The sequence below is a fragment of the Nostoc sp. genome, assembly GCF_036919815.1.
Lineage (GTDB): Bacteria > Cyanobacteriota > Cyanobacteriia > Cyanobacteriales > Nostocaceae > Nostoc.
Window position 1 is genome coordinate 65,257 of sequence record NZ_JBALCE010000128.1, and the last position, 24,701, is coordinate 89,957.

At 41.0% G+C, this 24,701-nt stretch carries 22 protein-coding genes; 14 read left to right on the top strand and 8 right to left on the bottom strand.

Annotated elements, in window-relative coordinates:
* Positions 1-69 precede the first annotated feature (69 nt).
* The 3 genes from V7K15_RS29375 to V7K15_RS29385 form a co-directional block, all read right to left on the bottom strand.
* Positions 70-1,620, bottom strand: coding sequence for a mercuric reductase (locus V7K15_RS29375; protein ID WP_334911448.1), 1,551 nt, complete (start codon positions 1,618-1,620; stop codon positions 70-72).
* Between the two features lie 235 nt (positions 1,621-1,855).
* The gene (locus V7K15_RS29380) at positions 1,856-2,629 is read right to left on the bottom strand and encodes a TVP38/TMEM64 family protein (RefSeq protein ID WP_334911450.1); all 774 of its coding nucleotides are present in this window, start codon (positions 2,627-2,629) and stop codon (positions 1,856-1,858) included.
* Between the two features lie 46 nt (positions 2,630-2,675).
* A complete protein-coding gene (locus V7K15_RS29385; RefSeq protein WP_334911452.1) occupies positions 2,676-3,386 on the bottom strand; it encodes a TIGR04283 family arsenosugar biosynthesis glycosyltransferase in 711 nt (236 codons plus the stop codon).
* Between the two features lie 291 nt (positions 3,387-3,677).
* Between V7K15_RS29385 and V7K15_RS29390 the strand changes: the two genes are divergently transcribed.
* On the top strand, positions 3,678-4,256 hold the full coding sequence (locus tag V7K15_RS29390; RefSeq protein ID WP_334911454.1) for a Uma2 family endonuclease: 579 nt from the start codon (positions 3,678-3,680) through the stop codon (positions 4,254-4,256).
* Positions 4,257-4,266: 10 nt separating this feature from the next.
* Complete coding sequence (locus tag V7K15_RS29395) at positions 4,267-4,845, top strand: Uma2 family endonuclease (protein ID WP_334911456.1); 579 nt, start codon at positions 4,267-4,269, stop codon at positions 4,843-4,845.
* 3 nt (positions 4,846-4,848) lie between these two features.
* Here the strand turns inward: V7K15_RS29395 and V7K15_RS29400 are convergent, their stop codons facing one another.
* The 3 genes from V7K15_RS29400 to V7K15_RS29410 all read right to left on the bottom strand — a co-directional run bounded on the left by V7K15_RS29400 (position 4,849) and on the right by V7K15_RS29410 (position 6,718).
* The gene (locus V7K15_RS29400; RefSeq protein ID WP_334911458.1) at positions 4,849-5,439 is read right to left on the bottom strand and encodes a Uma2 family endonuclease; all 591 of its coding nucleotides are present in this window, start codon (positions 5,437-5,439) and stop codon (positions 4,849-4,851) included.
* Between the two features lie 233 nt (positions 5,440-5,672).
* Positions 5,673-6,257, bottom strand: coding sequence for a DUF2808 domain-containing protein (locus V7K15_RS29405; protein WP_334911460.1), 585 nt, complete (start codon positions 6,255-6,257; stop codon positions 5,673-5,675).
* Positions 6,258-6,280: 23 nt separating this feature from the next.
* Positions 6,281-6,718 carry a DoxX family protein gene (locus V7K15_RS29410; RefSeq protein WP_334911462.1) on the bottom strand — a complete coding sequence of 146 codons (438 nt, stop codon included), beginning with the start codon at positions 6,716-6,718 and terminating at the stop codon, positions 6,281-6,283.
* Between the two features lie 284 nt (positions 6,719-7,002).
* On the opposite strand from V7K15_RS29410, the gene V7K15_RS29415 reads away from it, so the two are divergent.
* The 3 genes from V7K15_RS29415 to V7K15_RS29425 all read left to right on the top strand — a co-directional run bounded on the left by V7K15_RS29415 (position 7,003) and on the right by V7K15_RS29425 (position 13,273).
* Positions 7,003-9,192: a DEAD/DEAH box helicase gene (locus V7K15_RS29415; RefSeq protein ID WP_334911464.1), complete on the top strand. Its 2,190-nt coding sequence runs from the start codon at positions 7,003-7,005 to the stop codon at positions 9,190-9,192.
* A gap of 560 nt (positions 9,193-9,752) precedes the next feature.
* Positions 9,753-11,450 carry an ABC transporter ATP-binding protein gene (locus V7K15_RS29420; protein WP_334911495.1) on the top strand — a complete coding sequence of 566 codons (1,698 nt, stop codon included), beginning with the start codon at positions 9,753-9,755 and terminating at the stop codon, positions 11,448-11,450.
* A 50-nt stretch (positions 11,451-11,500) separates the two neighbouring features.
* On the top strand, positions 11,501-13,273 hold the full coding sequence (locus V7K15_RS29425; RefSeq protein ID WP_334911466.1) for an ABC transporter ATP-binding protein: 1,773 nt from the start codon (positions 11,501-11,503) through the stop codon (positions 13,271-13,273).
* 467 nt (positions 13,274-13,740) lie between these two features.
* Here the strand turns inward: V7K15_RS29425 and V7K15_RS29430 are convergent, their stop codons facing one another.
* Positions 13,741-14,679, bottom strand: coding sequence for an NAD-dependent epimerase/dehydratase family protein (locus V7K15_RS29430; RefSeq protein ID WP_334911468.1), 939 nt, complete (start codon positions 14,677-14,679; stop codon positions 13,741-13,743).
* 259 nt (positions 14,680-14,938) lie between these two features.
* On the opposite strand from V7K15_RS29430, the gene V7K15_RS29435 reads away from it, so the two are divergent.
* The 9 genes from V7K15_RS29435 to V7K15_RS29475 all read left to right on the top strand — a co-directional run bounded on the left by V7K15_RS29435 (position 14,939) and on the right by V7K15_RS29475 (position 23,647).
* Entirely contained in the window at positions 14,939-16,081 is a 1,143-nt protein-coding gene (locus V7K15_RS29435) for a glycosyltransferase (protein WP_334911470.1), read from the top strand.
* 112 nt (positions 16,082-16,193) lie between these two features.
* The gene (locus tag V7K15_RS29440; protein ID WP_334911497.1) at positions 16,194-16,952 is read left to right on the top strand and encodes a sugar transferase; all 759 of its coding nucleotides are present in this window, start codon (positions 16,194-16,196) and stop codon (positions 16,950-16,952) included.
* A 243-nt stretch (positions 16,953-17,195) separates the two neighbouring features.
* Positions 17,196-18,422: an RNA-guided endonuclease InsQ/TnpB family protein gene (locus V7K15_RS29445; RefSeq protein ID WP_334911472.1), complete on the top strand. Its 1,227-nt coding sequence runs from the start codon at positions 17,196-17,198 to the stop codon at positions 18,420-18,422.
* 625 nt (positions 18,423-19,047) lie between these two features.
* Positions 19,048-20,127, top strand: a complete 1,080-nt coding sequence (gmd, locus tag V7K15_RS29450) for a GDP-mannose 4,6-dehydratase (protein ID WP_334911474.1) — start codon at positions 19,048-19,050, stop codon at positions 20,125-20,127.
* Between the two features lie 23 nt (positions 20,128-20,150).
* The gene (locus V7K15_RS29455; protein ID WP_334911476.1) at positions 20,151-21,095 is read left to right on the top strand and encodes a GDP-L-fucose synthase family protein; all 945 of its coding nucleotides are present in this window, start codon (positions 20,151-20,153) and stop codon (positions 21,093-21,095) included.
* Between the two features lie 72 nt (positions 21,096-21,167).
* Positions 21,168-21,743 carry a 5-formyltetrahydrofolate cyclo-ligase gene (locus V7K15_RS29460; RefSeq protein ID WP_334911478.1) on the top strand — a complete coding sequence of 192 codons (576 nt, stop codon included), beginning with the start codon at positions 21,168-21,170 and terminating at the stop codon, positions 21,741-21,743.
* A gap of 147 nt (positions 21,744-21,890) precedes the next feature.
* Positions 21,891-22,052, top strand: coding sequence for a hypothetical protein (locus V7K15_RS29465; RefSeq protein ID WP_334911480.1), 162 nt, complete (start codon positions 21,891-21,893; stop codon positions 22,050-22,052).
* A gap of 370 nt (positions 22,053-22,422) precedes the next feature.
* Positions 22,423-22,764, top strand: coding sequence for a hypothetical protein (locus tag V7K15_RS29470; protein ID WP_334911481.1), 342 nt, complete (start codon positions 22,423-22,425; stop codon positions 22,762-22,764).
* A gap of 46 nt (positions 22,765-22,810) precedes the next feature.
* The gene (locus V7K15_RS29475; RefSeq protein WP_334911483.1) at positions 22,811-23,647 is read left to right on the top strand and encodes a carbohydrate ABC transporter permease; all 837 of its coding nucleotides are present in this window, start codon (positions 22,811-22,813) and stop codon (positions 23,645-23,647) included.
* 45 nt (positions 23,648-23,692) lie between these two features.
* Here V7K15_RS29475 and V7K15_RS29480 read toward each other — a convergent pair whose 3' ends face one another.
* Entirely contained in the window at positions 23,693-24,346 is a 654-nt protein-coding gene (locus V7K15_RS29480; RefSeq protein WP_334911485.1) for a sugar transferase, read from the bottom strand.
* Positions 24,347-24,701: the final 355 nt, after the last annotated feature.

Consider the following 24,701-nt stretch of genomic DNA (forward strand, 5'->3'; position numbering starts at 1 on the left):
CGTATTGGGTTTTAACCGATTTCAGCTATAAGAAAAGGAAATTTATTTCCCTGCGGGTGCTGATTTTGGTTAAGATAACTTGGTGAGAAATCCCAACAATTTTTTGGTATTTGATGTTAGGAGTGTACGACGATAAGTATCAGCTGCTTTTTTAATAGCTTCGGCTTGAGTCGGATAAGGATGAATTACACTGCTTAACTTACTCAAACCAATTTTATTCACCATTGCCGTAGTCACTTCTGATATCATCTCACCCGCATGACTGGCGACAATAGTTGCACCAATAATTTCATCAGACCCCTTTTTATGGTGGATTTTGAGAAATCCTGACTCTTCACCATCTGCGATCGCTCGGTCTACACTATTAAAAGGTATCTTGATTGTCGTCACCTCAATACCCAATTTCTGTGCCTCGTGTTCGTACAACCCTACATGGGCAATTTCTGGGTCAGTATAAGTTACCCAAGGCATCACCAGATTACTGAGTTTCGAGCGTCCTAAGCCAAAGGGAGAAAACAGCGTATTTTTAATCACAATCCGCGCTGCTGCATCAGCTGCATGGGTAAACTTCCAGTTCATACAGATATCGCCAGCTGCATAAATTTTGGGATTGGTCGTTTGGAGATAATCATTTACCTTCACACCTTGGCGCTTGTCGTATTCTACACCCACTGCTTCTAAATTTAAACTTTCCACATTCGGTGATCGCCCCGCACCGACTAAAATTTCATCTACTGTCACCGAATCTCGATGACCATTGGCGGAAAAGTAAAGCCGTTTCCCCTCGGTGACAGTTACCACTTCTTCTAATTCGGAATTCAGTACCACGCGAATTCCTTCGCTAATCAAAACCTTTTGGAGAATTTCAGCCGCCTCAGCATCTTCTTTATTTAAAACATGAGAACCGCTATGGAAAAGTACCACCTCACAACCCAAGCGCCCAAAAGCCTGCGCCAATTCACAACCAATGGGACCGCCACCAATTACCGCCAAACGTTCCGGTCGTTGAATCAGCGAAAAAACTGTCTCATTAGTTAAATAACCCGCCTTTTCAATTCCCGGAATCGGGGGTTGTGCAGCTCTTGCGCCAGTCGCAATTACAGCTTTTTTAAAGCTGAGGGTTTTATCGCCAACTTCCACGGTATTTTTACTTGCAAATCGACCGCTACCCAAAAAGACATCGACACCCAACGATGAGAACCGTTCCGCCGAGTCATTATGGCTGATACCAGCCCTTACCCGCCGCATCCTCGCCATGACTTTGGGAAAATCAACATCAATATTATGTTGGGGAATATTAACTCCCAAATCTTTGGCGTTCCAAATTTCGCCAACAACGCGAGCAGAACGAATCACAGTTTTAGATGGTACGCAACCAACATTTAAGCAATCTCCACCCATGAGATGCTTTTCAATTAACGCCACTTTTAAACCCAAATCCAGACCCGCCGCGCCAGCCGCCACCACTAATCCCGCCGTACCAGCACCAATTACTACCAAATCGTAAACATCGGCGGGTTGAGGATTAACCCAATTTGGCGGATGCACGTAAGACACCAACTTTTGGTTATACTCATCCATTGGGCGAACTGTGACTCTCTCGAATTCTGAATTGGTCATTGGTGATACCTCATTTGAGAATTAAAAATGCTCAAGTCAACGCCTTTGCGGTATTCAAAATTAAGAATCCCGATAAATTTAGGCGGCTCAATCTTTTATTTTTAATGCTTATTTAACAATGAATATAGCCTTTGAACTGTTTTGTCCGTCTGGAATTGACAGATACTATTAAAGCTTTCCTGTATAAAGGTTTCAGCAAGGGTTAATTTATCTTTAGCAGAACGCGTTTGAATTTTTAATTGCTACTTACCTTTTCTTCCAAAGCTTTCCGTGCAATCTGGGTTACATAAACTGTCACAGCGACTGTAGCAATCAAACCCAAAATCCGAATTACCCATTGTAAAGTAGGGTTAGTAAATTGAGCCTCAGTGCTAATCATGGCCAGATTACCCGCAAGGGAACCAATATAAACATACATAATGGTTCCGGGAATCATGCCTACAGAGCCGATAAAGTAATCTTTAAGTGAAACTCCCGTAATCCCAAAAGCATAGTTCAGCAAATTGAAAGGAAATATGGGGGACAGTCGCGTTAACAGGACAATTTTTAATCCTTGTTTACCAACAGCTTGGTCAATGGCGGCAAATTTTTTGTTATCTGCGATTTTACCAGCAACCCAGCCCCTTGCTAAATAACGTCCGACAAGGAAAGCAGCAGTAGCGCCAAGGGTTGCACTAATGAACACGTAGAGAGAACCCCAAGCTGCACCAAAAATCACACCAGCCCCCAAGGTGAGAATAGAACCTGGGAAAAAAGCGACGGTAGCGATAATGTAAAGGGCAATAAAAGCTATAATTCCCAACGTACCGAGGCTATCAATCGACTGCAAGGCTTCGCGTAAAATAGCTTGGGGATTGAAAGAATTTGGATTTGCAGATTCTTGTGCTAAAGCTGGGTCTGTGTTTAATGAAAAAGCAAAGCTAAGTACTAGTAATATTAATACAATCAATCTAAAAAACTTCCACAAGTCTCCAGGATTAAATCGATTTGCTATAAATTCCTTGTTCATAACTTGCACGGGTAAGAGAAATTTTTAAATCAGTTAAAAGAACAGCTTAAACCCTCTTAAATTTTTCTCGGCGATACCAGCGACAAATTCGTTCAGGTGAAACACCGAGTAAATAAGCAATAATTACTAATTGATTAAGTAGCGTAGTTTTGAATACTCCCTTTTGCAACCATCTACGGGCTGAAGTAACAACTGGTGTAGGAATAATTACAATGCATCCGGTGCGTTTTAAACGACGCATGAGTTCAAAGTCTTCCATGATGGGCAATTCAGGAAAACCACCCATTTGCTGAAACATTGCTTTTGTTAAAAAAATTGCTTGGTCGCCATAGGGCATTTGGTAAAAATGCGATCGCATTTTTACTCCCCACTCCACCCATCGTAAACTTAAAAGTAATGCATCAATCCGCAAGTTAAACGCACCAGCCACAGTCCCAGGCTGTTGTAGTGCTGTGCGAATCATCTCATCAAACCCAGCAGGTAAACGGGTATCTGCATGGAGAAATAACAGAATATCACCACTAGCAGCTAAAGCACCCGCGTTCATTTGCACAGCCCGACCGGAAGACGATGAGATAACTTTGATACCTAATAACTGAGCCATTTCTACTGTGCCATCCTTTGAGCCAGCATCTACGACAATTATTTCTATATTTGTACTGGGTTGAGTAGTTGCAATTGCTTCTTTGATATTCCCCGCTTCATTGAGAGTTGGAATAATAATAGAAATTCTCACACTTCCAATATTCTGATTCATACCTTGACTGACTGCATAAGCTAATCGCCTGTTTTAAATTATGTGCAATAATCCACAATAAATCTATTTTCCATAGGTGTGTGGTAGTTCACTCTATTGGTTCTCAATAGACATCTCCAGAAATTAAATATGCGTTACCCACAACCCTTGTAGAGACGAAGCACTGCTACGTCAAAACAATTCTTTTTCACTCCTATGTCTAATGAGGTGATCTATCATTGAAAAGCGACCGCTACCTACAAGTTCGCTTACAATCTAGCTAAAGTTGATGTTATCCCCAACATAATTACTATGACAGCGATCGCCATTAACTTAAACCCGATCATCCAACTCACCGACAACCAATTTTATCAACTCTGTCGGGAAAATCCGGAAATCAAATTTGAACGCAATGCAGAGGGAAAACTACTAATCATGCCACCCACAGGCGGAGAAACTGGAAATCGTAATATTGAAATTGCAGCAGATTTTGTGATTTGGAATCGCCAAACTCAATTAGGAGTTTGCTTTGATTCTTCCACCTGCTTTAAACTTGCCAATGGTGCAAACCGTTCTCCTGATGTCGCTTGGATAAAAAAAGATCGATGGAATGCACTCACACCCGAACAACAAGAAAAGTTTCCGCCGATCGCACCAGATTTTGTTTTAGAGTTAATGTCACCAAGCGATACTTTGCGGGAAACACAAGCGAAAATGCAGGAATATATAGACAATGGAGTGAAATTAGGTTGGTTAATTAATCCCAAAATGTGTCAAGTACAAATCTATCGGCTTGGTCAACCGGTGGAAATATTAACATCTCCACAACAATTATCAGGAGAAGATGTTTTACCAGGATTTATTTTAAATTTACAAATAATCTGGAGATAAATACTTATTTATGACAGCGATCGCCATTAACTTAAACCCGATCATCCAACTCAACGACAACCAATTTTATCAACTCTGTCGGGAAAATCCGGAAATAAAATTTGAACGCAATGCAGCCGGAGAACTTCTGATCATGCCACCCACAGGCGGAGAAACTGGAAATCGTAATTTTGAAATTTCTGTTGAGTTCGGAATTTGGAATCGCCAAACTCAATTAGGAGTTTGCTTTGATTCTTCCACCTGCTTTAAACTTGCCAATGGTGCAAACCGTTCTCCTGATGTCGCTTGGATAAAAAAAGATCGATGGGATGCACTCACACCCGAACAAAAAGAAAAGTTCCCGCCGATCGCCCCAGATTTTGTTTTAGAGTTAATGTCACCCAGCGATACTTTGCGAGAAACGCAAGAGAAAATGCAGGAATATATTGATAACGGAGTCAAATTAGGTTGGTTAATTAATCCCAAAACGCGTCAATTAGAAATCTATCGTGTTGGTCAACCAATGGAAATATTAACATCTCCACCACAATTATCAGGAGAAGATATTTTACCAGGGTTTATTTTAAATTTACAAATAATCTGGAGATAAATATTATTGATTTCGGATCACGTGCTCAAATTCAATAATAGCATCGTACTGGTCAGGCATTGCGATATAACGCAGCAGTAAGGCGGGGTCTAAATTGGGAAAAAACCCACTCCGGTTTACTTCTTCATACTCGTCACTCTCGCTAAGACGGAATATTTTTATTTCATTAGATTTCCAAAACCAAACTTCCGGCACTTTTTTGGGCTTGTATAAATCCTTCCTGTTAATGGTTCCACTGGTGACAATAATTTCAATAACAATATCAGGAACTTCTTTTTCTGTGCCAATGCTGTAAGATTCATCTGGAGTACCAGAAGCATAGCCAGGTTCTTCCAAAGTGAAACCACCACGTCTGTAAAACCGGATGCCCAACTCTTTCATGTAAGCTTCTAACAGCAAGCCAAGAGTACTTTTCACTTTTTCATGTTTATCTCCAATAGGCGACAGAATTTCTAAGATTCCTGACAAATAAGATAATCTGACATTGCGGTTTTCCTGAAGTTGTGTTTCGATACCTTTAAATTGCTCCCAAGAAACATTCTTGAGAGTTACCAGTTTTTCTTCTGTAGGCTGGTCTACAAGTGGGATGCTCATAAAAACACTTTCCTTATAGCGGTTCCCGACCTAGTAAGGTACATCATAGCCCCCTCTCGAAGAGCGGGGAGGGGGTTGGGGGTGGGGTTCTTGTACCTCACTCAACTGAGAACCGCTATATACGCTCGCTAATTCTACTATTTAGATATAGAGTTATTCTCAAGTTTTGCGATCGCTTACTGTATTAGTTCTCAATCAGATTAAGCGATCGTGATTACCAAAACTTCCCTTGTTTATGGAAACCAGCTTCCCCAATTGCTGTAAAACTGAAACCGTCCAAAACCAAGAAATTGACCGTGGGATTTCTCACCCACCGGGAACGCTGTGACACCTAATAAGTAGACACCAGAAAAGCTGGGATTACTCACAGGGCGGAGGGCGATTGTAATTGTCTGTCCCGGAGTTACAGGCGGGTCAAAGTTCACAGAAACCGTGCGTGTCTTGCGCTCGTTTGTGACTGGGCCTAGTTTTAGTCGCGTTTCTTTGCGTAGGCGTAGCCCGCCGTAGGCATCGCTTGTTCCGACAAAGGCGCGGGTATCATTAAGATTGTAGTCGATGTTTTCTACTCCCTCTTTCTGTGCGATCGTTACCTTCTGGAGGGATTCTCCAGCATTCTCCGGCAAATTAATAGTAAAATAATAAGTCCCGCCCCAAACATTCACATCTTTGTAAGTAGTTGTCGCTTTAACAAGTTTCGGCGGTTGGACAAAGTAGACAGTACCATCTCTGAGCTGCACTGCTTGAGTCACCGTCACGGCAACTCCTCCAATACTTATTGCTAACGAGAGTGTTATCCCAAACAAAGTTGTAACGCGCATGATTCAAATATAAAAAAACGCACTTATTTCAATTTTAGCCCTTTGGGAATCAGTGATTTAGGAATGATAGAAGCTTGTTTTTCCCAATCAGAAGATTTCGTGTACCACCAAGCCCAAGCAATTAAAACTGCTTGAAAGGGAAGTCTGACTACGTGTAACCAAGGTGAATTTGGTATATGTTCTAGCTTAATATGATTAACCGCCATGTTGATATTGGCAGGGAAAACCGCAATAAAAAGAGCAATAAGTCCCCAAGCAGCAGCTTGACTTACAGGCGGGACTAATAGGCCGATACCACCCAAAATTTCATAAAAGCCACTGAGATAAACTAATCCTAAAGGGTAAGGAAGTTGCGGCGGCATAATTTTGACAAATGGTTCTGGAATAACAAAGTGTGTCACTCCAACCACAATGATGGATATAGCAAGGACTACACGTAAAATTTCCTTATACTTCTTCATGGTTTTTGCCTGATTATATACTTACCCCTATTACTTCAGTTTGACTGACAGATATTAATCTGCCTTGAGTCAATAGGAGGAGAAATCGACAGGTACTGTTAACCTCACCCTGATAAAGCTATACTTCATCTCCCCTCTCCTTAATAAGGAGAGGGGTTGATATGTACTTCATGTATCTGGCAACCGCCATAATATGATATTATTTCAACTTTATCGGTGTAATAAATAATCAGTAATAATTTAGTAGTCAATTCATTACCTGTTACTAATTATTCATAAAAAATATGAGCGATGCCTTTAGCCGACTTGCACCCTTTATCCAAGAATATATTTATCATCACCAGTGGACTGAATTACGACCAGTTCAAATTGCCGCTTGTGAAGTTATATTTGACACCGATGCTCACTTGCTAGTTACTGCTGCAACTGCTGCGGGTAAAACAGAAGCAGCCTTTCTGCCAGTTTTAACTCTATTACATACTAACCCGGCTGCAACTATCGGGGCATTATATATTAGTCCAATCAAAGCTTTAATTAATGATCAATTTGAGCGCCTCAACGACTTACTCAAAGAAGCAGATATTCCAGTTTGGCACTGGCACGGTGATGTTTCTCAAACTCGAAAAAACAAGCTTTTAAAGAATCCTCAAGGCATTTTACAAATTACACCAGAATCTCTAGAAAGTTTGTTAATCAACAAAAATAACGACCTACTTCGCTTATTTGGTGATTTAAGATTTGTAATTATTGATGAAATTCATGCCTTTATGGGTTCAGAACGCGGTTGTCAAATTATTTGCCAATTACAACGTTTAGCAAAGTTGACGCAAAAACAACCGCGCCGTATTGGTTTATCAGCAACTCTTGGTGATTACTCAATAGCTGAAGAGTGGTTGCGTTCTGGAACAGATAAGCCAGTGATTACACCGCAAATTGACGGGATAAAACGCCAAATAAAACTAGCTGTAGAACATTTTTATATTACTGATGAAGTAGATGAATTAGAGGCGACAGCTGATGAACAATATATTTTTAACCTCAGCAAATCTCGCAAATGCCTGATATTTGCAAATAATCGGACGCGTACCGAATCTGTAATCGCATCTTTGCGACAAATTGCCACAAAACAAGGACTACCAGATATATATCATGTGCATCATGGCAGTATATCTGCTAGCTTGCGGCAAGCAGCTGAAAATGCGATGCGTGAACCCAACAATCCAGCTGTTACCGCCGCTACTCTGACTTTAGAATTAGGCATAGATATCGGTCATTTAGAGCGAGTTATTCAGTTAGAATCACCCTTGTCTGTAGCTAGCTTTTTACAGCGCTTAGGACGTAGTGGTAGAAGAGGTGAAGCTGCCGATATGCGCTTTATCTGTGCCGAAGATAAACCATTACCAGAACCTTCTGTACCAGAGCAAATCCCCTGGCAACTTTTGCAGTGTATCGCTATCATTCAACTTTATTTAGAGGAGCAATGGATTGAACCAATCAGACTAATTAAATATCCTTTAAGTTTGCTTTATCACCAAACAATGAGTATCATAACAGCAATGGGGGAAATTTCACTTAATGCCCTAGCTAAACAAATTTTTAGTCTGCCGCCCTTTGCTGCTATTTCTAAAGAGGATTTCCAACTATTGCTACGCTATTTAATTGATATTGGTCATATTCAACATACCGAACAAGGTAAATTAATCCTGGGTTTGGTAGGAGAAAAGATTGTAAGAAAATTTCAGTTTTATGCTGTCTTTGCTGAACAGCAAGAATATATTGTTAAACAAGGTGCAACGGAAATTGGCAGTATCGTCACGCCACCTGCTGTTGGTAATCAATTTGCTTTAGCTGGAAGAACTTGGGAAGTCGTAGAAGTTGACTTTAAAAAGAAGGCTATTTTTGTTAAACAAGCTGAGGGTAAAGCTAGTATTTATTGGCGTGGTAGTAGTGGTACTATTCATACCAAACTTTTGCAACGAATGCGGCAAGTTTTATTTGAGAATGTCGAGTACAGCTATTTGCAAAAAAATGCTTTGCAACGTTTACGTAAAGTTCGCCAATTGGTGCAGCAAGTTGGATTAGATAAACATAATATCTTGCAATTGGAAAAAGGTAAATGCTGTATTTTTCCCTGGATGGGTACGGTTGCTTATCGGACTTTAGAAAGATTACTTAACTCCTATTGTCGAGAATCCTTGGAAATTACAAGTATTAGCGGAGTAAATCCCTATTATTTAACAATTAAATTAGGTAAGGATAAATTTAAATATCTTTATCATGAAATTGCTTCCTTGTGTGAGCAAAGAATTACCCCAGAAGATTTAGTCAGTACTTCAGAAGCACCGGAAATCCAAAAGTATGATAGATTTATTCCTCATCCACTTTTAGGAAAAGCTTTTGCTAGCGATTATTTAGATATCAGAGAACTCAAACAGCAAGTAGCACTGTGGAGAGAATATAACGCTTCTCAGTGAAATACAGACCTAACAAGAACAGCCCCTTCCCTACTAGCGTTAGGGAGTAAGATTCAAAGCCTCTCTCTTTTTAGGAGAGAGGAATGGAAGTGAGGTCAAACTGTATTGCATTCAAATGAAAACCGCTATAGGTGGCAATACTGCTCGGTTAAGAATATTCGTAGTAGGACTTACGCACAAGTTATGGAATAACGTAGACGCTTCGGCTTGCCGCAGGCTACCACAGAGGCACAGTATTTCGACTTCTCTGCGAGACGCTCCGCGAACGCTCAATAACCGGACACAGAGAAATCAGAGTTTGAGAGATATTTTGCGTAAGTCCTACGTAGGTTGGGTTGAAGAACGAAACCCAACCTACATATTTTTCTTTTTTAGGCATAAACCTACGCAGTATTGGAATAGGTGGCTATCAGCAAGCAGCAGATGAGATGAGATTTTACGGTTTAGAGAATTAATTACCAAAGAAACGAGGTACAACGTTGCTTAAACAAGATGTCGGTTCCCCTTCACAAATCCAATCACTCAAACGGGCTTTGGGGTATCTGAACGGGTATCGCTGGATGGGTATAGGTGCTTTGCTGAGTTTGTTACTCCTGATTGCTGCCAATGCTTTGACTCCACAGCTTTTCCGGTGGGGAATTGACCAAGGTATTGCTAAAAAAGACTTAGATGTTGTTTTTCAAGCAGGCAGTTTGTTAATTTGTGTGGCGATCGCTAGAGGAGTGTCAAATTTTGGACAGGGTTTTTGGGCAGAAGCAGTTGCTCAAGGAGTCGCCTACAGATTGCGAAATCAGGTTTTCCACAAAATTCAAAACCTCAGTTTTAGCTATCACGATCGCGCCCCAACTTCACAACTATTGACGCGGATTACCAGAGATATTGAACAAATACGCACCTTCATTGGTACTACTTTACTTCAGGTCATCAGTTCCATCTTGACTTTAGTTACAATTACTGTGATTTTGCTAGTAATGAACTGGCAATTAGCATTAATTACACTAACTGCTGTACCGATCGCCGCGTTTTTATTGATCCGGTTTTTCTCGAAAGCGGGAATGCTATTTGGCCGAGTACAACAACTATTGGGAGAACTTAATGCAGTTTTGAAAGAGAACCTGATCGGTGTTCGTTTAATCAAAGCTTTTGTTCGAGAAGACGCTGAAATTGAACGTTATAACCACAGAGATCAGGAAGTAATCACTGCTAACCTGAAAGCAATTTGGGCAATTTCTAATCTTTTCCCCTTTATATTTTTGTTAAACAATTTAGTAACCTTAGGGGTGCTTGGTTATGGTGGTAGCATTGTCATTGGGAAACAATTCTCGGTTGGGGAATTAGTAGCTTTTAATTCCTATTTAGCTGTGGTTCTCCAACCAATTTTCCAGTTGGGCTTCGCTGCGGCAGGAATTGCACAGGCGGCGGCTTCGGCTAAACGAGTATATGAGGTAATTGATACTGAAGAGGAAATTAGCGATCGCCCTCATGCGATTCCTTTTCACACCAGCAGTATCAGAATTACCTTTGAGGATGTGTCTTTTCGCTATCCTGGGGCGACTAATTATGCCCTTAAAGGCGTTTCCTTTGAAACCAAACCTAACGAACTAATTGCAATTTTAGGGAGGACAGGTTCAGGAAAAAGCACCCTTGTCAACCTGATTCCTCGCTTTTATGATGTGACAGAGGGAGCAATTCGCATCGACGGTAATGATGTACGTGATTTTACACTTCATAGTTTACGCACGCATATTGGGATGATTTTCCAAGAAACGAGGCTATTTTCAGGTAGCATCCGCGATAATATTACCTATGCCATACCCAATGCTCCCTTAGAACTAGTGATGGAAGCCGCTAGAATTGCCCATATTCACGAATTTATTATCAGTTTACCAGATGGCTATGAAACAATTGTGGGGGAACGCGGGGTAGGTTTATCAGGAGGGCAAAAACAACGGATAGCGATCGCTCGCACGTTTCTGACTGATTATCGAATTTTAATTTTAGATGATAGCACATCTGCGGTCGATGCCAAAACCGCAAGGCAAATTTACGCATCTCTTGATAAATTAATGAAGAGTCGAACTTGTACAGTATTTGCGATCGCTCAACGTATCAGTACAGTCAAGAATGCTGACCGGATTCTTTTGATTGATGGAGGAGAACTAGTTGCTCAGGGAACCCATGAAGAGTTGATGCTGGGGAGTCCCTTGTACGGTTCTATTTTAGAATCACAAGTTAAACAAATAAACTCGGTTTCTTAAATAAATCAGGTTTATGGAGTTCTCGTTTTAGTATAAATATTGAATTTAAAGTGATTAAAAAAAATATTTTTAGAGTAAAAGATACTTTGCCTTCTTACCAAACACTGCGACGATTTCTGCAATACTTTCTCCCTTATCGCCAAGATATTTTGATGACTATGGGATTGGTAATTACTGGTGCTGTGTGTCAAGCCACAGGTCCATTTCTTGTCGGTTGGTCAATTGACAATTTGATTATACGTGGGAACTGGCGGGGTTTAATGCAGATGTTAATTCTGCTAGCAGTTGTCTATGTTACTGGTAGTTTGATTATCAGAAGTCAAATTAGGCAGATTGGCTGGATTATGCAGCGTCTTTTGGGTCAATTACGTCGTGATATTTTCACAAAAATTCAAAGCTTACCCTTGGGATTTTTTGATCGTAGCCAATCGGGTGACTTGATGAGTCGTTTGTTGAATGATGTCAGTACTGTAGAGCAGACATTTGGAATGGCAATCGCCCAAATTATTGGTAATGTGTTCGGCTTAATTGGGATTATCATTGCCATGCTTTTGCTCAACTTGCAATTGGGATTGATGAGCAACTTAGTTGTACCCTTAATGATTTTTGCCACAGGATTGTTTGCTTCATGGGCAAAAACAAGATTTCGGGTAACGCGACAGACTATCGGTCAACTTTCAGCGAGGTTCGAGGAAGATATTAACAGTGTTCGGGAAGCACAAGCATTTAATCGCATAGAATATAATATGCAGCAATTTGATGCTCTCAATGCTGCAAATCGGGATGCGAATGTACAAGCTGTAGCAATTACCTCTGCCTTTTTACCCTCAATAGATTTTCTTAACACTGTAGGAACAGCAGGGGTGCTAGTTTATGGGGGGTATCTGACAGTAAAAGGTGAGGCAACAGTAGGAACTGTAACTTCATTCCTAATTTACGTTCAGCAATTTTTTCAGCCGATTCAAATTCTTAGTCAATTTTACACCCAAGCCCAATCAGCGATCGCAGGATTAGAACGAATTTTTCTCCTATTCGATGAACCTGCATTGCTGCAAAATGCGCCTGATGCAATAGAAATGCCAGCAATTCAGGGTGAAGTCAAGTTTGAGGATGTGACATTTGGCTATGCTCATAACCAGTTAGCTCTTAAGGGCGCTAATTTTCATGCCAAACCAGGACAAATGATTGCCTTGGTGGGTGCAACTGGAGCAGGGAAAAGCACAATCATCAACTTAATTTTGCGCTTCTATGATGTCTTGGGTGGTATGATTACTGTTGACAATATTGATATCCGACGTGTCACACAAGCAAGTTTAAGGCGTCAGATTGGGATAGTTTTACAAGATACGATATTGTTAAGTGGCACAGTTGCCGAAAATATCGCCTTTGGTCGAAAAGATGCCACCCAAGCAGAGATTGAACAAGCAGCACAAATTGCCAATGTTCACGAGTTTATCACTAGTTTACCCCAAGGGTATGCAACTCGTTTAGGAGAGCAGGGAACTAGCCTGAGTCAAGGACAACAACAACTAATTAGTATTGCGCGAGCGGTCTTAATTAACCCTCGAATTTTGATTTTGGATGAAGCCACCAGCAGCATTGATACTCGTACCGAAGCCCTAGTTCAGGAAGCACTTGCTCGGCTGTTTAAGGATCGCACCAGCTTTGTCATTGCTCACCGCCTTAGCACAGTTATTAACGCTGACCAAGTACTGGTAGTTGAGCAAGGTAAAATTGTTGAGCGTGGAACCCATGCAGAGTTGATTGCTAAACAGGGTGTATACGCCAATTTGTATGGTCTACAATTTGGGACATTTGTTTAGTTTTCCGAAAACTCAGTAAATTGAAACCTTTTGGAATTCAAGGAAATAATAAGCTTTTCAGGCTACGTTTTAAGTCTTGCTTAGGAATGTAGATTAAATAAAATGGAAAACTTCATCCTTTCTCTAGCTTCCCTCTCCTTTATAAGGAGAGGGATTGAGGGTGAGGTAAGCCAGGGACATAAATTGTATGTTATGGCAACGGACAGGGAGCTTAGGACAGCAATAAAATCACAAAGTACGCTCTTGAAGGCGCGTTTCCCGCGAACTGTCCTAACGGCTTTGGCGACTGCCATATTTAATTCTTATTCTTTAGGGACTCACAAATAAAAAAATACTCAACTACTGATTGTGGGGTGGGCATAGCGAAAGGCGGGCAAGATGCCCACCCCACAAGATTGGATAATTTATTTGTTGAAAATCCCTAATTCAGAAGCCAGCTATGGTTTAGAAAAGTCGGAATCTTGTTGTTAAACAGCTTGTAAAATCTCCTCATCTACAGAGAAATCTACTTCGGCTTTGTCTTTTGCATTCGCCAAATAATCATTTTCCAAAGAGTCATTCAACCCGGAAATCAAATCATATTCAGGATGCCAATTTAATTCTGTTTGCGCTTTGTTCACCGAAGCAAAGAAATGTTGCACCCGCATCGGAAAAGCTTTGCGCTTGCCAAAATCAAACTTTTTCGGGTCGTAATGGACGATTTTTACAGCATCGGGTGATTTACCAGCCGCGATCGCACTAGCACGGGCTAAACCATCAAAAGTGACAAAGCGATCGCCAGATATATTATAAATCTGTCCTATGGCTTGTTTATTACCCAAAACCTGAGTCAAAGCCTTTGCTAAGTCTTTTACATGACCTAGCTGGGTGATATGCAAGCCATTTCCAGGGATGGGAATCGGGCGATCGCGCACAATTCTGTCAAAAAACCAGCCTTCCAACTCATTATAATTACGTGGTCCGTAAATATAAGTCGGACGAATAGAGGTAAAGGGCAATCCCAATTGAGTCAGATAAGCCTCTGTTTCATGCTTACCCTTGTGGCGACTTTTGGGATCTACTAGATCACCTTCTATGTGGGGCAATTGGTCAGATTTGAGATATACCCCCGCAGAACTCATATACACAAAATGTTGCACTCGGTCTTGAAAAATCTCTGCCAGTGGTTGAGTATCAGTAAGTTCCCGTCCATTATTGTCAAAAATGACATCAAAGCTTTCTGGCGATAATTTTGCTTTTATTTGGGTAGCATCCGTGCGATCGCCTATAATTTGTCCTACTCCCTGTAAAGCAGGTGCTGGCCGATTCCCACGATTGAACAGCACCACCTCGTGTCCTTGTTCCACTAGTAGTTGAGTCAAATAGACACCAATGAACCGAGTACCACCCATAATCAGAATTCGCATAAATTCACCCTTTCTATATCAGTTGTTGTCAAGGGAGTAGGGGAGATGACGGAGCAGGGGAAGAATAATAATGCCCAATGCCCAATGCCCCATGCCCCATGCCCCAATCTGAGGTTATCATCCATCTGGAACCTCTGAAAGAAAGATTGCGTCTTCTGTGCTAATCTGGGGCGCTTCCCGTTAATTAATCACAAGGGGAAACTTTTCTAATTAACGTCATCAAGTTGGCCTTTGTATTTTCCATTTATTCAAGTTAGCTGTGCCCTTGAAATATGCTCTAGTCCATGAGTGGCTGACGCCCAAAGCCACCGGTGGTTCAGAACTCGTTGTCCGAGAAATTTTGAATCATATTGATGCTGATTTATATGCTCTAATTGATTTTGAATCCAGCAATAGAGAAAGTTATTTATACAAGCGTCAGATTGGCAAGACGTTTCTCCAGCACTTTCCCTATGCCCGCAACGGCGTACAAAAATATTTGCCTTTGTGGCCGTTGGCAATTGAACAACTGGATTTGCGGCATTATGACGTAATTCTGTCATCATCCCACGCTGTTGCCAAAGGAATCCTTACCACTTCCGAACAGATGCATATTTGCTACTGTCACAGCCCGATGCGCTATGCGTGGGACTTAACCTTTGATTATCTGCGCCACAGCAAACTGGGTAGTGGTTTACCTGGGTGGGGAACGCGATATTTATTACATCGTTTACGTCAGTGGGACGTATTGAGTGCCAATCGCGTTGATTACTTTATTGCCAACTCCCAGCATACAGCTCGGCGGATTTGGCGTTGCTATCGGCGAGAAGCAACAGTCATTTACCCACCAGTGAATATTGCGGAATTTCCGTTTCTGTCTGAGAAAGAGGACTTTTATCTGATAGTTTCCCGGTTAGTGAGTTACAAGCAAGTATCGTTGATTGTCAACGCTTTTAATCAACTAAAACGACCATTAGTAGTCATTGGTACAGGAGATGAAATGGAAAAAATCCGCGAGATGGCAAACTCCAATATCGAAATACTGGGATGGCAACCCGATAATGTGGTAAAAAAATATATGTCTAGGGCTAAGGCATTTGTGTATGCAGCTTGTGAAGATTTTGGTATTGCCCTAGTCGAGGCACAGGCTTGTGGCACGCCAGTGATTGCCTATGGTGCAGGAGGTGCTTTAGAAACAGTGCGAGATATCCGTTCTTGTGTGGATACAGGGACAGGTATATTTTTCAGGACACAAACAGAGGCGGCTTTGGTGGAGGCAGTAGAAAAATTTGAAATGTATGAGGGTTCTTTCAGTTCTGAGTATATGCGATCGCACGCCGCCCAGTTTTCACCGCAAATCTTTGCAGATCGTTATCTCGGTTTTGTAAACAAGTGCAACGAAAAAAGACCGTTTTTGGAATGATGGTCTTGGTTAATCTCTTATTTTTTTAGGCTTTTGGCAATTTCCCCCCAGAAGCACCTCATTTTGGCTTTAATATTGGGACTATGTGTGGTGTGGATTATTAAGGAGTATGATGACTGCCCAGAGCTCACTCCTCTCCGGCAAGCGAGGCGTACGGCAAGACACTAGAGGGTCTACGCGTACTGTCTTAAAACGCGGTCAAAAAACAAAGACGCCAAAAGTTAAACCCAAAGGTTTATCTTTTCAGGGTTTAAACGGAGAGTTTGCCAAACGACTGTTCGATATAGTGTTTTCGCTGTCGGTGTTAATTTTGTTCTTCCCCGTCTACTTAATCTTGGCCTTGCTGATTGCTTTGAGCTCAGATGGTCCAATTTTTTATATCCACGAACGGGTAGGGAAAAATTACAAAGCGTTTTATTGTATTAAATTCCGAACAATGGTGAGCAATGCAGACGAAATCCTCGTGCAAATGATGGAAACATCGCCCCAGTTGCGACAAGAATTTGAGAGCAGTTTTAAGCTGAAACAAGACCCCCGGATTACCAAAATTGGTCGATTTTTGCGAATTACTAGCTTAGACGAATTTCCCCAGTTCTGGAACGTTTTAAAAGGGGACATGAGTGTAGTCGGCCCCCGACCCTTAGTAGCAGAAGAACTGCCAAAATACGGTTGTCACATTGATGAGATTTTAACAATCCGTCCAGGAATTACTGGATTGTGGCAGGTGTCTGGGCGTAATGATATTCCCTACCCTCGGCGAGTCCAAATAGACCTGCATTATGTGAAATTTAGGAACTTCTGGCTTGATTTATGGATCATCTTGAAAACTGTTGATGTGGTCATTCTGCCCAAAAATAACGGGGCATACTGAGTAACTACTTAGGGTGGATTCTGGGGGGCAGTTAATGCCCCTAAGTACCAATTCTTGCCCTAGACTAAACGACTGTTCATCTTTGCTTTATATAGTTATCTCTATTTAACTTTCTTTGCCGGAAGTCCCGCACTATAACTGTACTCAGTTTGTGTCGGGATGGATAGGCAGGTAATGACCCATAGGGAATTACCAAATCCAGATTTATTCTACCATGAATAAAATTTGTGGTATATTTAGGGAATGAGAAACGTTGCCAAAGTCCGAATTTATCCGACACAGGTGCAAAAAAAGCGATTTTCGCAATCTTTTGGGTGCGCTAGGTGGTGGTGGAATTGGGCTTTGAATCTAAACAACCAGACTTATAAAGCAACAGGGAAGGGATTATCTCGACAAGGATACAACGATCTGTTGCCAGCACTCAAAATAGAGTTTCCTTGGCTAAAGGATTGTTACTCGCAAGTGTTGCAATCAGTTAGTCTCAACCTATCTAGAGCATTCATCAATTTTTTTGAAGAGAGAGCAAAATACCCCAACTTCAAAAGCAAGCAGGGTAAACAGTCTATTCAATACCCGCAATCAGTTAAATTATTAGCAGGAGCTATCAAGCTTCCTAAGATAGGTGTTGTAGAAGCAAAACTTCATCGCACATTTGACGGGGATTTAAAAACAGTAACAATTAGTATGAGTTGCACAGGCAAGTATTATGCGGCTCTACTGTTTGATGATGGATTACCGACTGCCACGCCAAAGGTTGAGGGGAAAGCAATAGGTGTTGATCTAGGATTGACTCACTTTGCGATTACGAGTGATGGCTCAAAGTTTGAAAATCCGAGACATCTAAAAAAGCGAGAAAAGAACCTCAAACGCAAACAACAAAAACTATCTCGCAAGGCAAAAGGTTCTAATCGTCGCAAGAAAGCTCGTAAAATAGTTGCACGGGTACATGAACGGATAACGAATACTCGCAAGGATTTTCAACACAAACTATCTCGCAAGCTGGTGAACGAAAACCAAGTCATCGTTGTCGAGAATTTGGCAGTCAAAAACCTGATAAAGAACCATAATTTAGCATCATCTATTAGTGATTCTGGTTGGTCAGAATTTACCAGACAACTAAAATACAAGTCAGAAAAAGAGGGAAAGACATACCTAGAGGTTAGCAGGTTCTTCCCTTCAAGTAAGACTTGTCACGTATGCCTAAATCAAATTAGTAGTCTGCCTCTAGATGTGCGTAGCTGGACTTGCTCCAACTGCCACACTAAGCACGATAGAGACATAAATGCAGCTACTAATATTCGAGATGAAGGCAAGCGTTTACTTCGACAAAGCTCAGTACAAGTACTAGCGTTAGGGACTAGCGCTACTGCCAGTGGAGAGAGTGTAAGACCAAAACGGGGTCGTAAGACATCTGTAGAGGCGACTGTCTATGAAGCTGGAAGCCCACACTATATTGCTCTTAGCAATTAGTGTCGGGTAGTTCACACTCCATCTATTTTGAGAACCATAGTTTTAAAAGTAGCGGCAGCATCTTGCTAAAATGCGGGTAGTAGCGGGCAAGACTTTCCTGCGGAACGCTACGCGTAGCTTGCTTCTCCGGAGGGGTACGGCGTGAGCGCTACTTCTCTTCTTAGGCTGCGCCAACGACGTCGCTCAGTACAAGTCAGTACAAGTCAGTCGAACGCTACCTGCACTACTTCAGTTTTCAAAATGGACAAGGTTTATGTCTTTCTACCTAGCTGAAACTTCTCTCTGTGGTTCGTTTTGCTCATATTCAGATTTTTGCCAGAAGTCTAATTTAAAATCCTATTTTATTGAATCTTCACAAAACCAGAGATATATGAAGTTTTGACAAAAAACAACGTACACAAAAAGAATCTTCATCTAAAAAAATATACATAATTAAACAATCTTCATCTATCTCAGGTTGGCTTACGTGTTAAATTCCTTTTTGTTAAGTATATTTATTTAGGCGAAAAGTCTCCTAACAACAAGAACGCGTAGGTTTCCCATTAGGCAATTGAGCAATTAGCTGCTAGGTTGTATCAGATTGCCTGTAACTTTTTAATCAAAGAACAATAAGGGATAATTGAGCATGACGCAACACAAACGAGCGTTGATTACTGGTATTACTGGTCAAGATGGTTCATATCTAAGTGAGTTTTTGCTAGAAAAAGGTTATGAGGTTCATGGCATCATTCGCCGGACGTCTACCTTCAACACAGACCGCATCGATCATATTTACGAAGACCCCCACAAAGAGGGAGTACGGTTGTTTCTTCACTACGGTGACTTGACCGATGGTACGACGTTGCGGCGGATTTTAGAAGATGTCAAGCCAGTAGAGATTTACAACCTCGGCGCTCAATCTCATGTCAGAGTCAGTTTTGATTCACCAGAATACACGGTGGATGCTGTAGGAATGGGCACGCTGCGTCTGTTGGAAGCAATTCGGGACTACCAACAGCGTACCGGAATTCAGGTGCGATTTTACCAGGCGGGTTCTTCAGAAATGTACGGTTTAGTACAAGCAATACCTCAAAGTGAGACAACGCCCTTTTATCCCCGCAGTCCCTATGCCTGTGCTAAAGTTTACGCCCACTGGCAAACTATAAATTACCGTGAGTCTTATGGTTTGTTTGCTTGTAACGGCATACTTTTTAACCACGAGTCACCACGGCGCGGTGAAACCTTTGTAACCCGCAAAATTACTAGAGCAGTGGCTGGTATCGTTGCTGGGAAGCAGAAAAAAATTTACATGGGTAATCTAGATGCCAAGCGAGATTGGGGCTATGCGAAGGATTACGTTAAAGCAATGTGGTTGATGTTGCAGAAAGACCAAGCAGAGGATTACGTAATTTCGACTGGTGAAACCCACTCGGTGCGAGAGTTTTTGGAACTGGCATTTAATTATGTAAATCTCAATTGGGAAGATTATGTAGAGTTTGATGAGCGTTACCTCCGTCCATCTGAGGTAGAGTTGTTGATTGGCGATTCTACCAAAGCACGGCAGAAGTTGGGCTGGACAACATCAGTAACCTTTGAAGAACTAGTTTCCCTAATGGTAGAAGCAGATTTACAAGCATTGGGTCACACTTCACCCAATGGAAATGGCTCGCAATTTCCACATGATATTGCTACTACTCGTCAAGAACTAGGCGCTCTCCATTTCTGATTCGCACCACAGAGGATAAAAATATGACCGCCTTAGAACTAAAAAATCAACGTATTCTGGTCACTGGTGGGTCGGGGTTTCTAGGTCGTCAGGTGATCGATCAACTGTGTAAAGCAGGGGCTGATCGTGAGAAGATTACAATACCGCGATCGCGCGATTGCGATCTACGTGTCTGGGAAAATAGCCAACGTGCAGTTGACCAGCAAGACATAATCATCCACCTAGCAGCTCATGTCGGTGGCATTGGTCTAAACCGCGAAAAACCCGCAGAGTTGTTTTACGATAACTTGATTATGGGAACCCAGCTAATTCACGCTGCCTATCAAGCTGGAGTACAAAAATTCGTATGTGTTGGGACAATCTGCGCCTATCCTAAATTTACGCCAGTGCCATTCAAAGAAGATGATCTTTGGAATGGCTACCCAGAGGAAACTAACGCCCCCTACGGAATTGCTAAAAAAGCACTTTTAGTCCAATTGCAATCTTACCGCCAGCAGTACGGTTTTAATGGGATTTACCTACTGCCAGTAAATTTATATGGCCCAGAAGATAACTTTGACCCTGGAAGTTCTCACGTCATTCCCGCATTAGTTCGCAAAGTTCACGAAGCCCAAATTAAGAGAGAAAAGCAACTTCCAGTTTGGGGTGATGGCAGTCCTACCCGCGAGTTTCTCTATTCTGAAGATGCAGCGCGGGGGATTATTATGGGGACTCAATTCTATAACGAATCGGAACCAGTTAACTTGGGAACGGGTGAAGAAATCTCTATCCTTAATTTAGTAACTATAATCTGCCAATTGATGGAGTTTAAGGGTGAAATTGTTTGGCAAACTGACAAGCCTAATGGTCAACCCCGCCGTTGTTTAGATACTGAAAGGGCAAGACAAGCCTTTAATTTCACGGCTCAGGTGAGCTTTGAGGAAGGGTTAAAGAATACCATTGAGTGGTATCGTCAACACGCTGCATAACGATGTACTAATGAGTGTAGAGTACTTAAGCTGGGTAATGCCCAGCTTATTTATTTGACGCTATAAATTTTTATGGGCAAAGTTAATTATCAACTAAATAAAGCAGAACTACGCCGCACTTTACTCAAAACACGTCAATCAATGTCCGTCGGAGAGTGGAGAGAAAAAAGCGATCGCTTATGCTCCCATTTACAAAACTCTACTTTGTTTACCCAAGCAAAAACAATCCTCGCTTATTTCAGCTTTCGTCAAGAACCTGACCTCAGCCCACTATTTGCAGACACCAAATACCGTTGGGGATTTCCTCGCTGCGTTGATAAATCCCTAGATTGGCATATTTGGACACCGAATGATTCTGTGCAAAATGGCGCTTATGGCATTACTGAACCACAACCAGACGCTCCAATCTTAGATGCTGCTGAAGTAGATTTGATTCTCGTCCCCAGTGTAGCTTGCGACTATCAAGGATATCGTTTGGGTTATGGTGGCGGATATTACGATCGCTTGCTCAGTTTACCGCAGTGGCAGACAAAGCCGACTATCGGAATTGTCTTTGATTTTGCCTATTTGTCCCAAATACCGATTGAAGTTTGGGATAAACCATTACAAGCTGTTTCTACAGAAACCGGATTGACTCAAAAAGATTGAAGAATTCAGGATGATGAAGACAGATCATCAAATGTTTTATAACTAATTCCAACGTCATCTACCACTGAACAGGAAGCAATGGCTCAAAAAATCTGATAATATTTCAATTTATGCAACACAATGCCTTTTCTCAATTGGAGATAAACTATGGATAAAGATAATGAACTAACTGAAAAGCTGAATAATATGTTGAATGAATCCGCAGATAAAGAATCTGTTATTAAGTTCTTGAGATTGAGTAATTATTCAAAAGCCAAATCAATTGAAATTTTAAAAAAGGCTTTTGGTATTTCTTATTATGAAGCATAAGATATCATTCACAATAGTTAAATATGGACTGATGTAAAATAATTTGACGCAAAACTCATGAATGACTTCTTTGATATTCTGGAAGAATTAGGGAGTTCGGAAAGTGAAGAAACTTAATTATACGACTAGTATTTGATTTCTGAAACACACGTAGGGCGCTTTACGCTATCGTTAACACACCCTACCAGGCCTTTGGTGCCGTATCTTCCTCTAACACACCCTACAAGACTACTTAGATTTTTTCAAAAACAAATTACGATCCCTATATATTAATAGATGAATAAATTCAATAACAGAATTAGGTGAATTACTTTAACCAAATTTTTGATGATAGGTTAGCATAAAATCAATAAAATTCTCAACTAAAGCCATGTCTGACTCAGTTCAGTATGTCACTAACCCACAGGGAGAAAAAGTAGGAGTACTGTTAGATTTAGAAACTTACCAACAGTTAACCAACTTGTGTGTAGATTCTGAATTATTAATTAGTTTAAATATAGATGAGTTGCAAGCTTTAGCAGAAAGTTCTTTATCTCCCAAAGCTCAGATACAATTACAGGAGTTATTAATTAAAAATTCTGAAAATTATTTGTCAAATGAAGAAACTGAAACTTTAGACAGATTATTGACACAAGTTGACCAATTAAATATTCTTAAAACTAGAGCTAGATATACCTTAAATATTTTTCAAAATAAACAGCAAGTAGCTTGAGTGTTTACATTTCTGTTGAATTACAAAATAAAATTTGCAAAATCAAATGCTGAACTGGAAAAAACCACGATCGCAAATTCTGCTAATGTATATGCTATTGGGAGCGATCGCACTGTTGATGCTCTTTCCCTTACTATGGCTAATTAGTACATCCTTAAAATCGCCTACGGAAAATATTTTTCAGTCGCCGCCACAGTTGTTACCCAGTCAACCAACACTAAATAACTTCTTTAGTGTGTGGAATTCTTTACCTTTTGCACAATACCTGTATAACAGTACTTTAGTGTCAGTCCTGACTGTGGGCTTAAATGTGCTATTTTGCGCTTTAGCTGCGTACCCGTTGGCAAGATTGTCATTTGTGGGGCGAGACTGGATTTTTGTAGCGATCGTCTCTACGATTATGATTCCTTTCCAAATCGTGATGATTCCCCTTTATATTTTGACAGTCCAGTTGGGTTTGACAAATAGTTATTTAGGGATGATTTTTCCGAGTTTAGCTTCTGCCTTTGGCATTTTTCTGTTGCGCCAAGCTTTCATGAGTGTCCCCAAAGAGATAGAAGAAGCCGCCCGGATGGATGGCAGCTCGGAGTTAGGTTTGTGGTGGCATATAATGTTACCAGCAGTTCGCCCAGCACTGGTAACTTTAGCTATTTTTGTATTCATTGGTGCTTGGAGTGACTTTTTGTGGCCTTTAATTGTCATCCAAGACGAAAATTTATACACTCTTCCCTTGGGAGTCGCAAAGCTAGCAGGGACATTTTCCCTTGACTGGCGGCTAGTAGCTGCTGGTTCAGTGATTGCGATCGCCCCAGTATTATTATTATTTTTGTTTTTACAACGTTACATTGTGCCAACAGAAACTGGTAGCGGCGTAAAGGGTTAAAAATCTTTCTCCCAATGCCCAATGCCCAATGCCCAATGCCCCAATTCAATAAGCACCAGTCTTTTTCAATACCACCCAGATAGTTTTAATAATCAGACTTAGGTCATAAGTTAAAGACCACTTCTGCTGATAATCTATATCCATCTTGACAATGGTTTCAAAGTCTGTAATGGTAGATCGTCCATTAGCCTGCCATTCTCCGGTAATGCCTGGTTTGACTCGCAATCTATCCCAGTGGTGTAGATCGTAATGGCTGACTTCATCAAGAGTAGGTGGACGAGTACCAACTAAACTCATGTCGCCTAACAAAACATTCCAAAATTGGGGTAATTCGTCTAAGCTAGTACGCCGCAAAAACTTACCCACAGGAGTAATGCGAGGATCGTCAACAGATTTAAAGATGTGACCTTTGGCTTGGTTTTCAACCAAATGCTTGAATTTATCAGCATCGACGATCATGGAGCGGAATTTCCACATGCGGAAAGTTTTTCCGTTCAAACCACAGCGAATTTGGGAATAAAATATTGGACTAGGCTCATCTATAAAGGTAACAATTACTACGGGAATTGCTACTATAAATGTAATAATCAGCCCCACAATCGCTCCAACAATGTCAATTAATCGTTTTCTGGCGCTTAAAGTTGATGGGTGTAAAGGCTGTTCTGAGGAATTAACTGAATAAAGATAAAGATTATTCACAAAGATTAACTTATCTACAACAGGACTTTTTGCATTAGTAGTGTAGACATGGACATAATTTTTAGGCGGTTTTTACTGCTTTTGTCGCTCCTACCGAGTGTTAACATACACAAAATTTAAACAATATAAAAACCGAAAACCCAAAATTTACAGAATCTTTCAATTAAGATGGTAGATTATAAATTTACAGTATTTTTTCCATCAAATAAAAAAGATAGTACTCTACTATGGTAAGAATCCCAAAAATTATTGTGCTGAAGTACTAGGGCGTGTCATCAATTAAGCCAGATAACAGTAGCAGCAAGATAAATTGCACCAAGAAAGTTTATTGCTCGCTTATCATAACGTGTAGCGA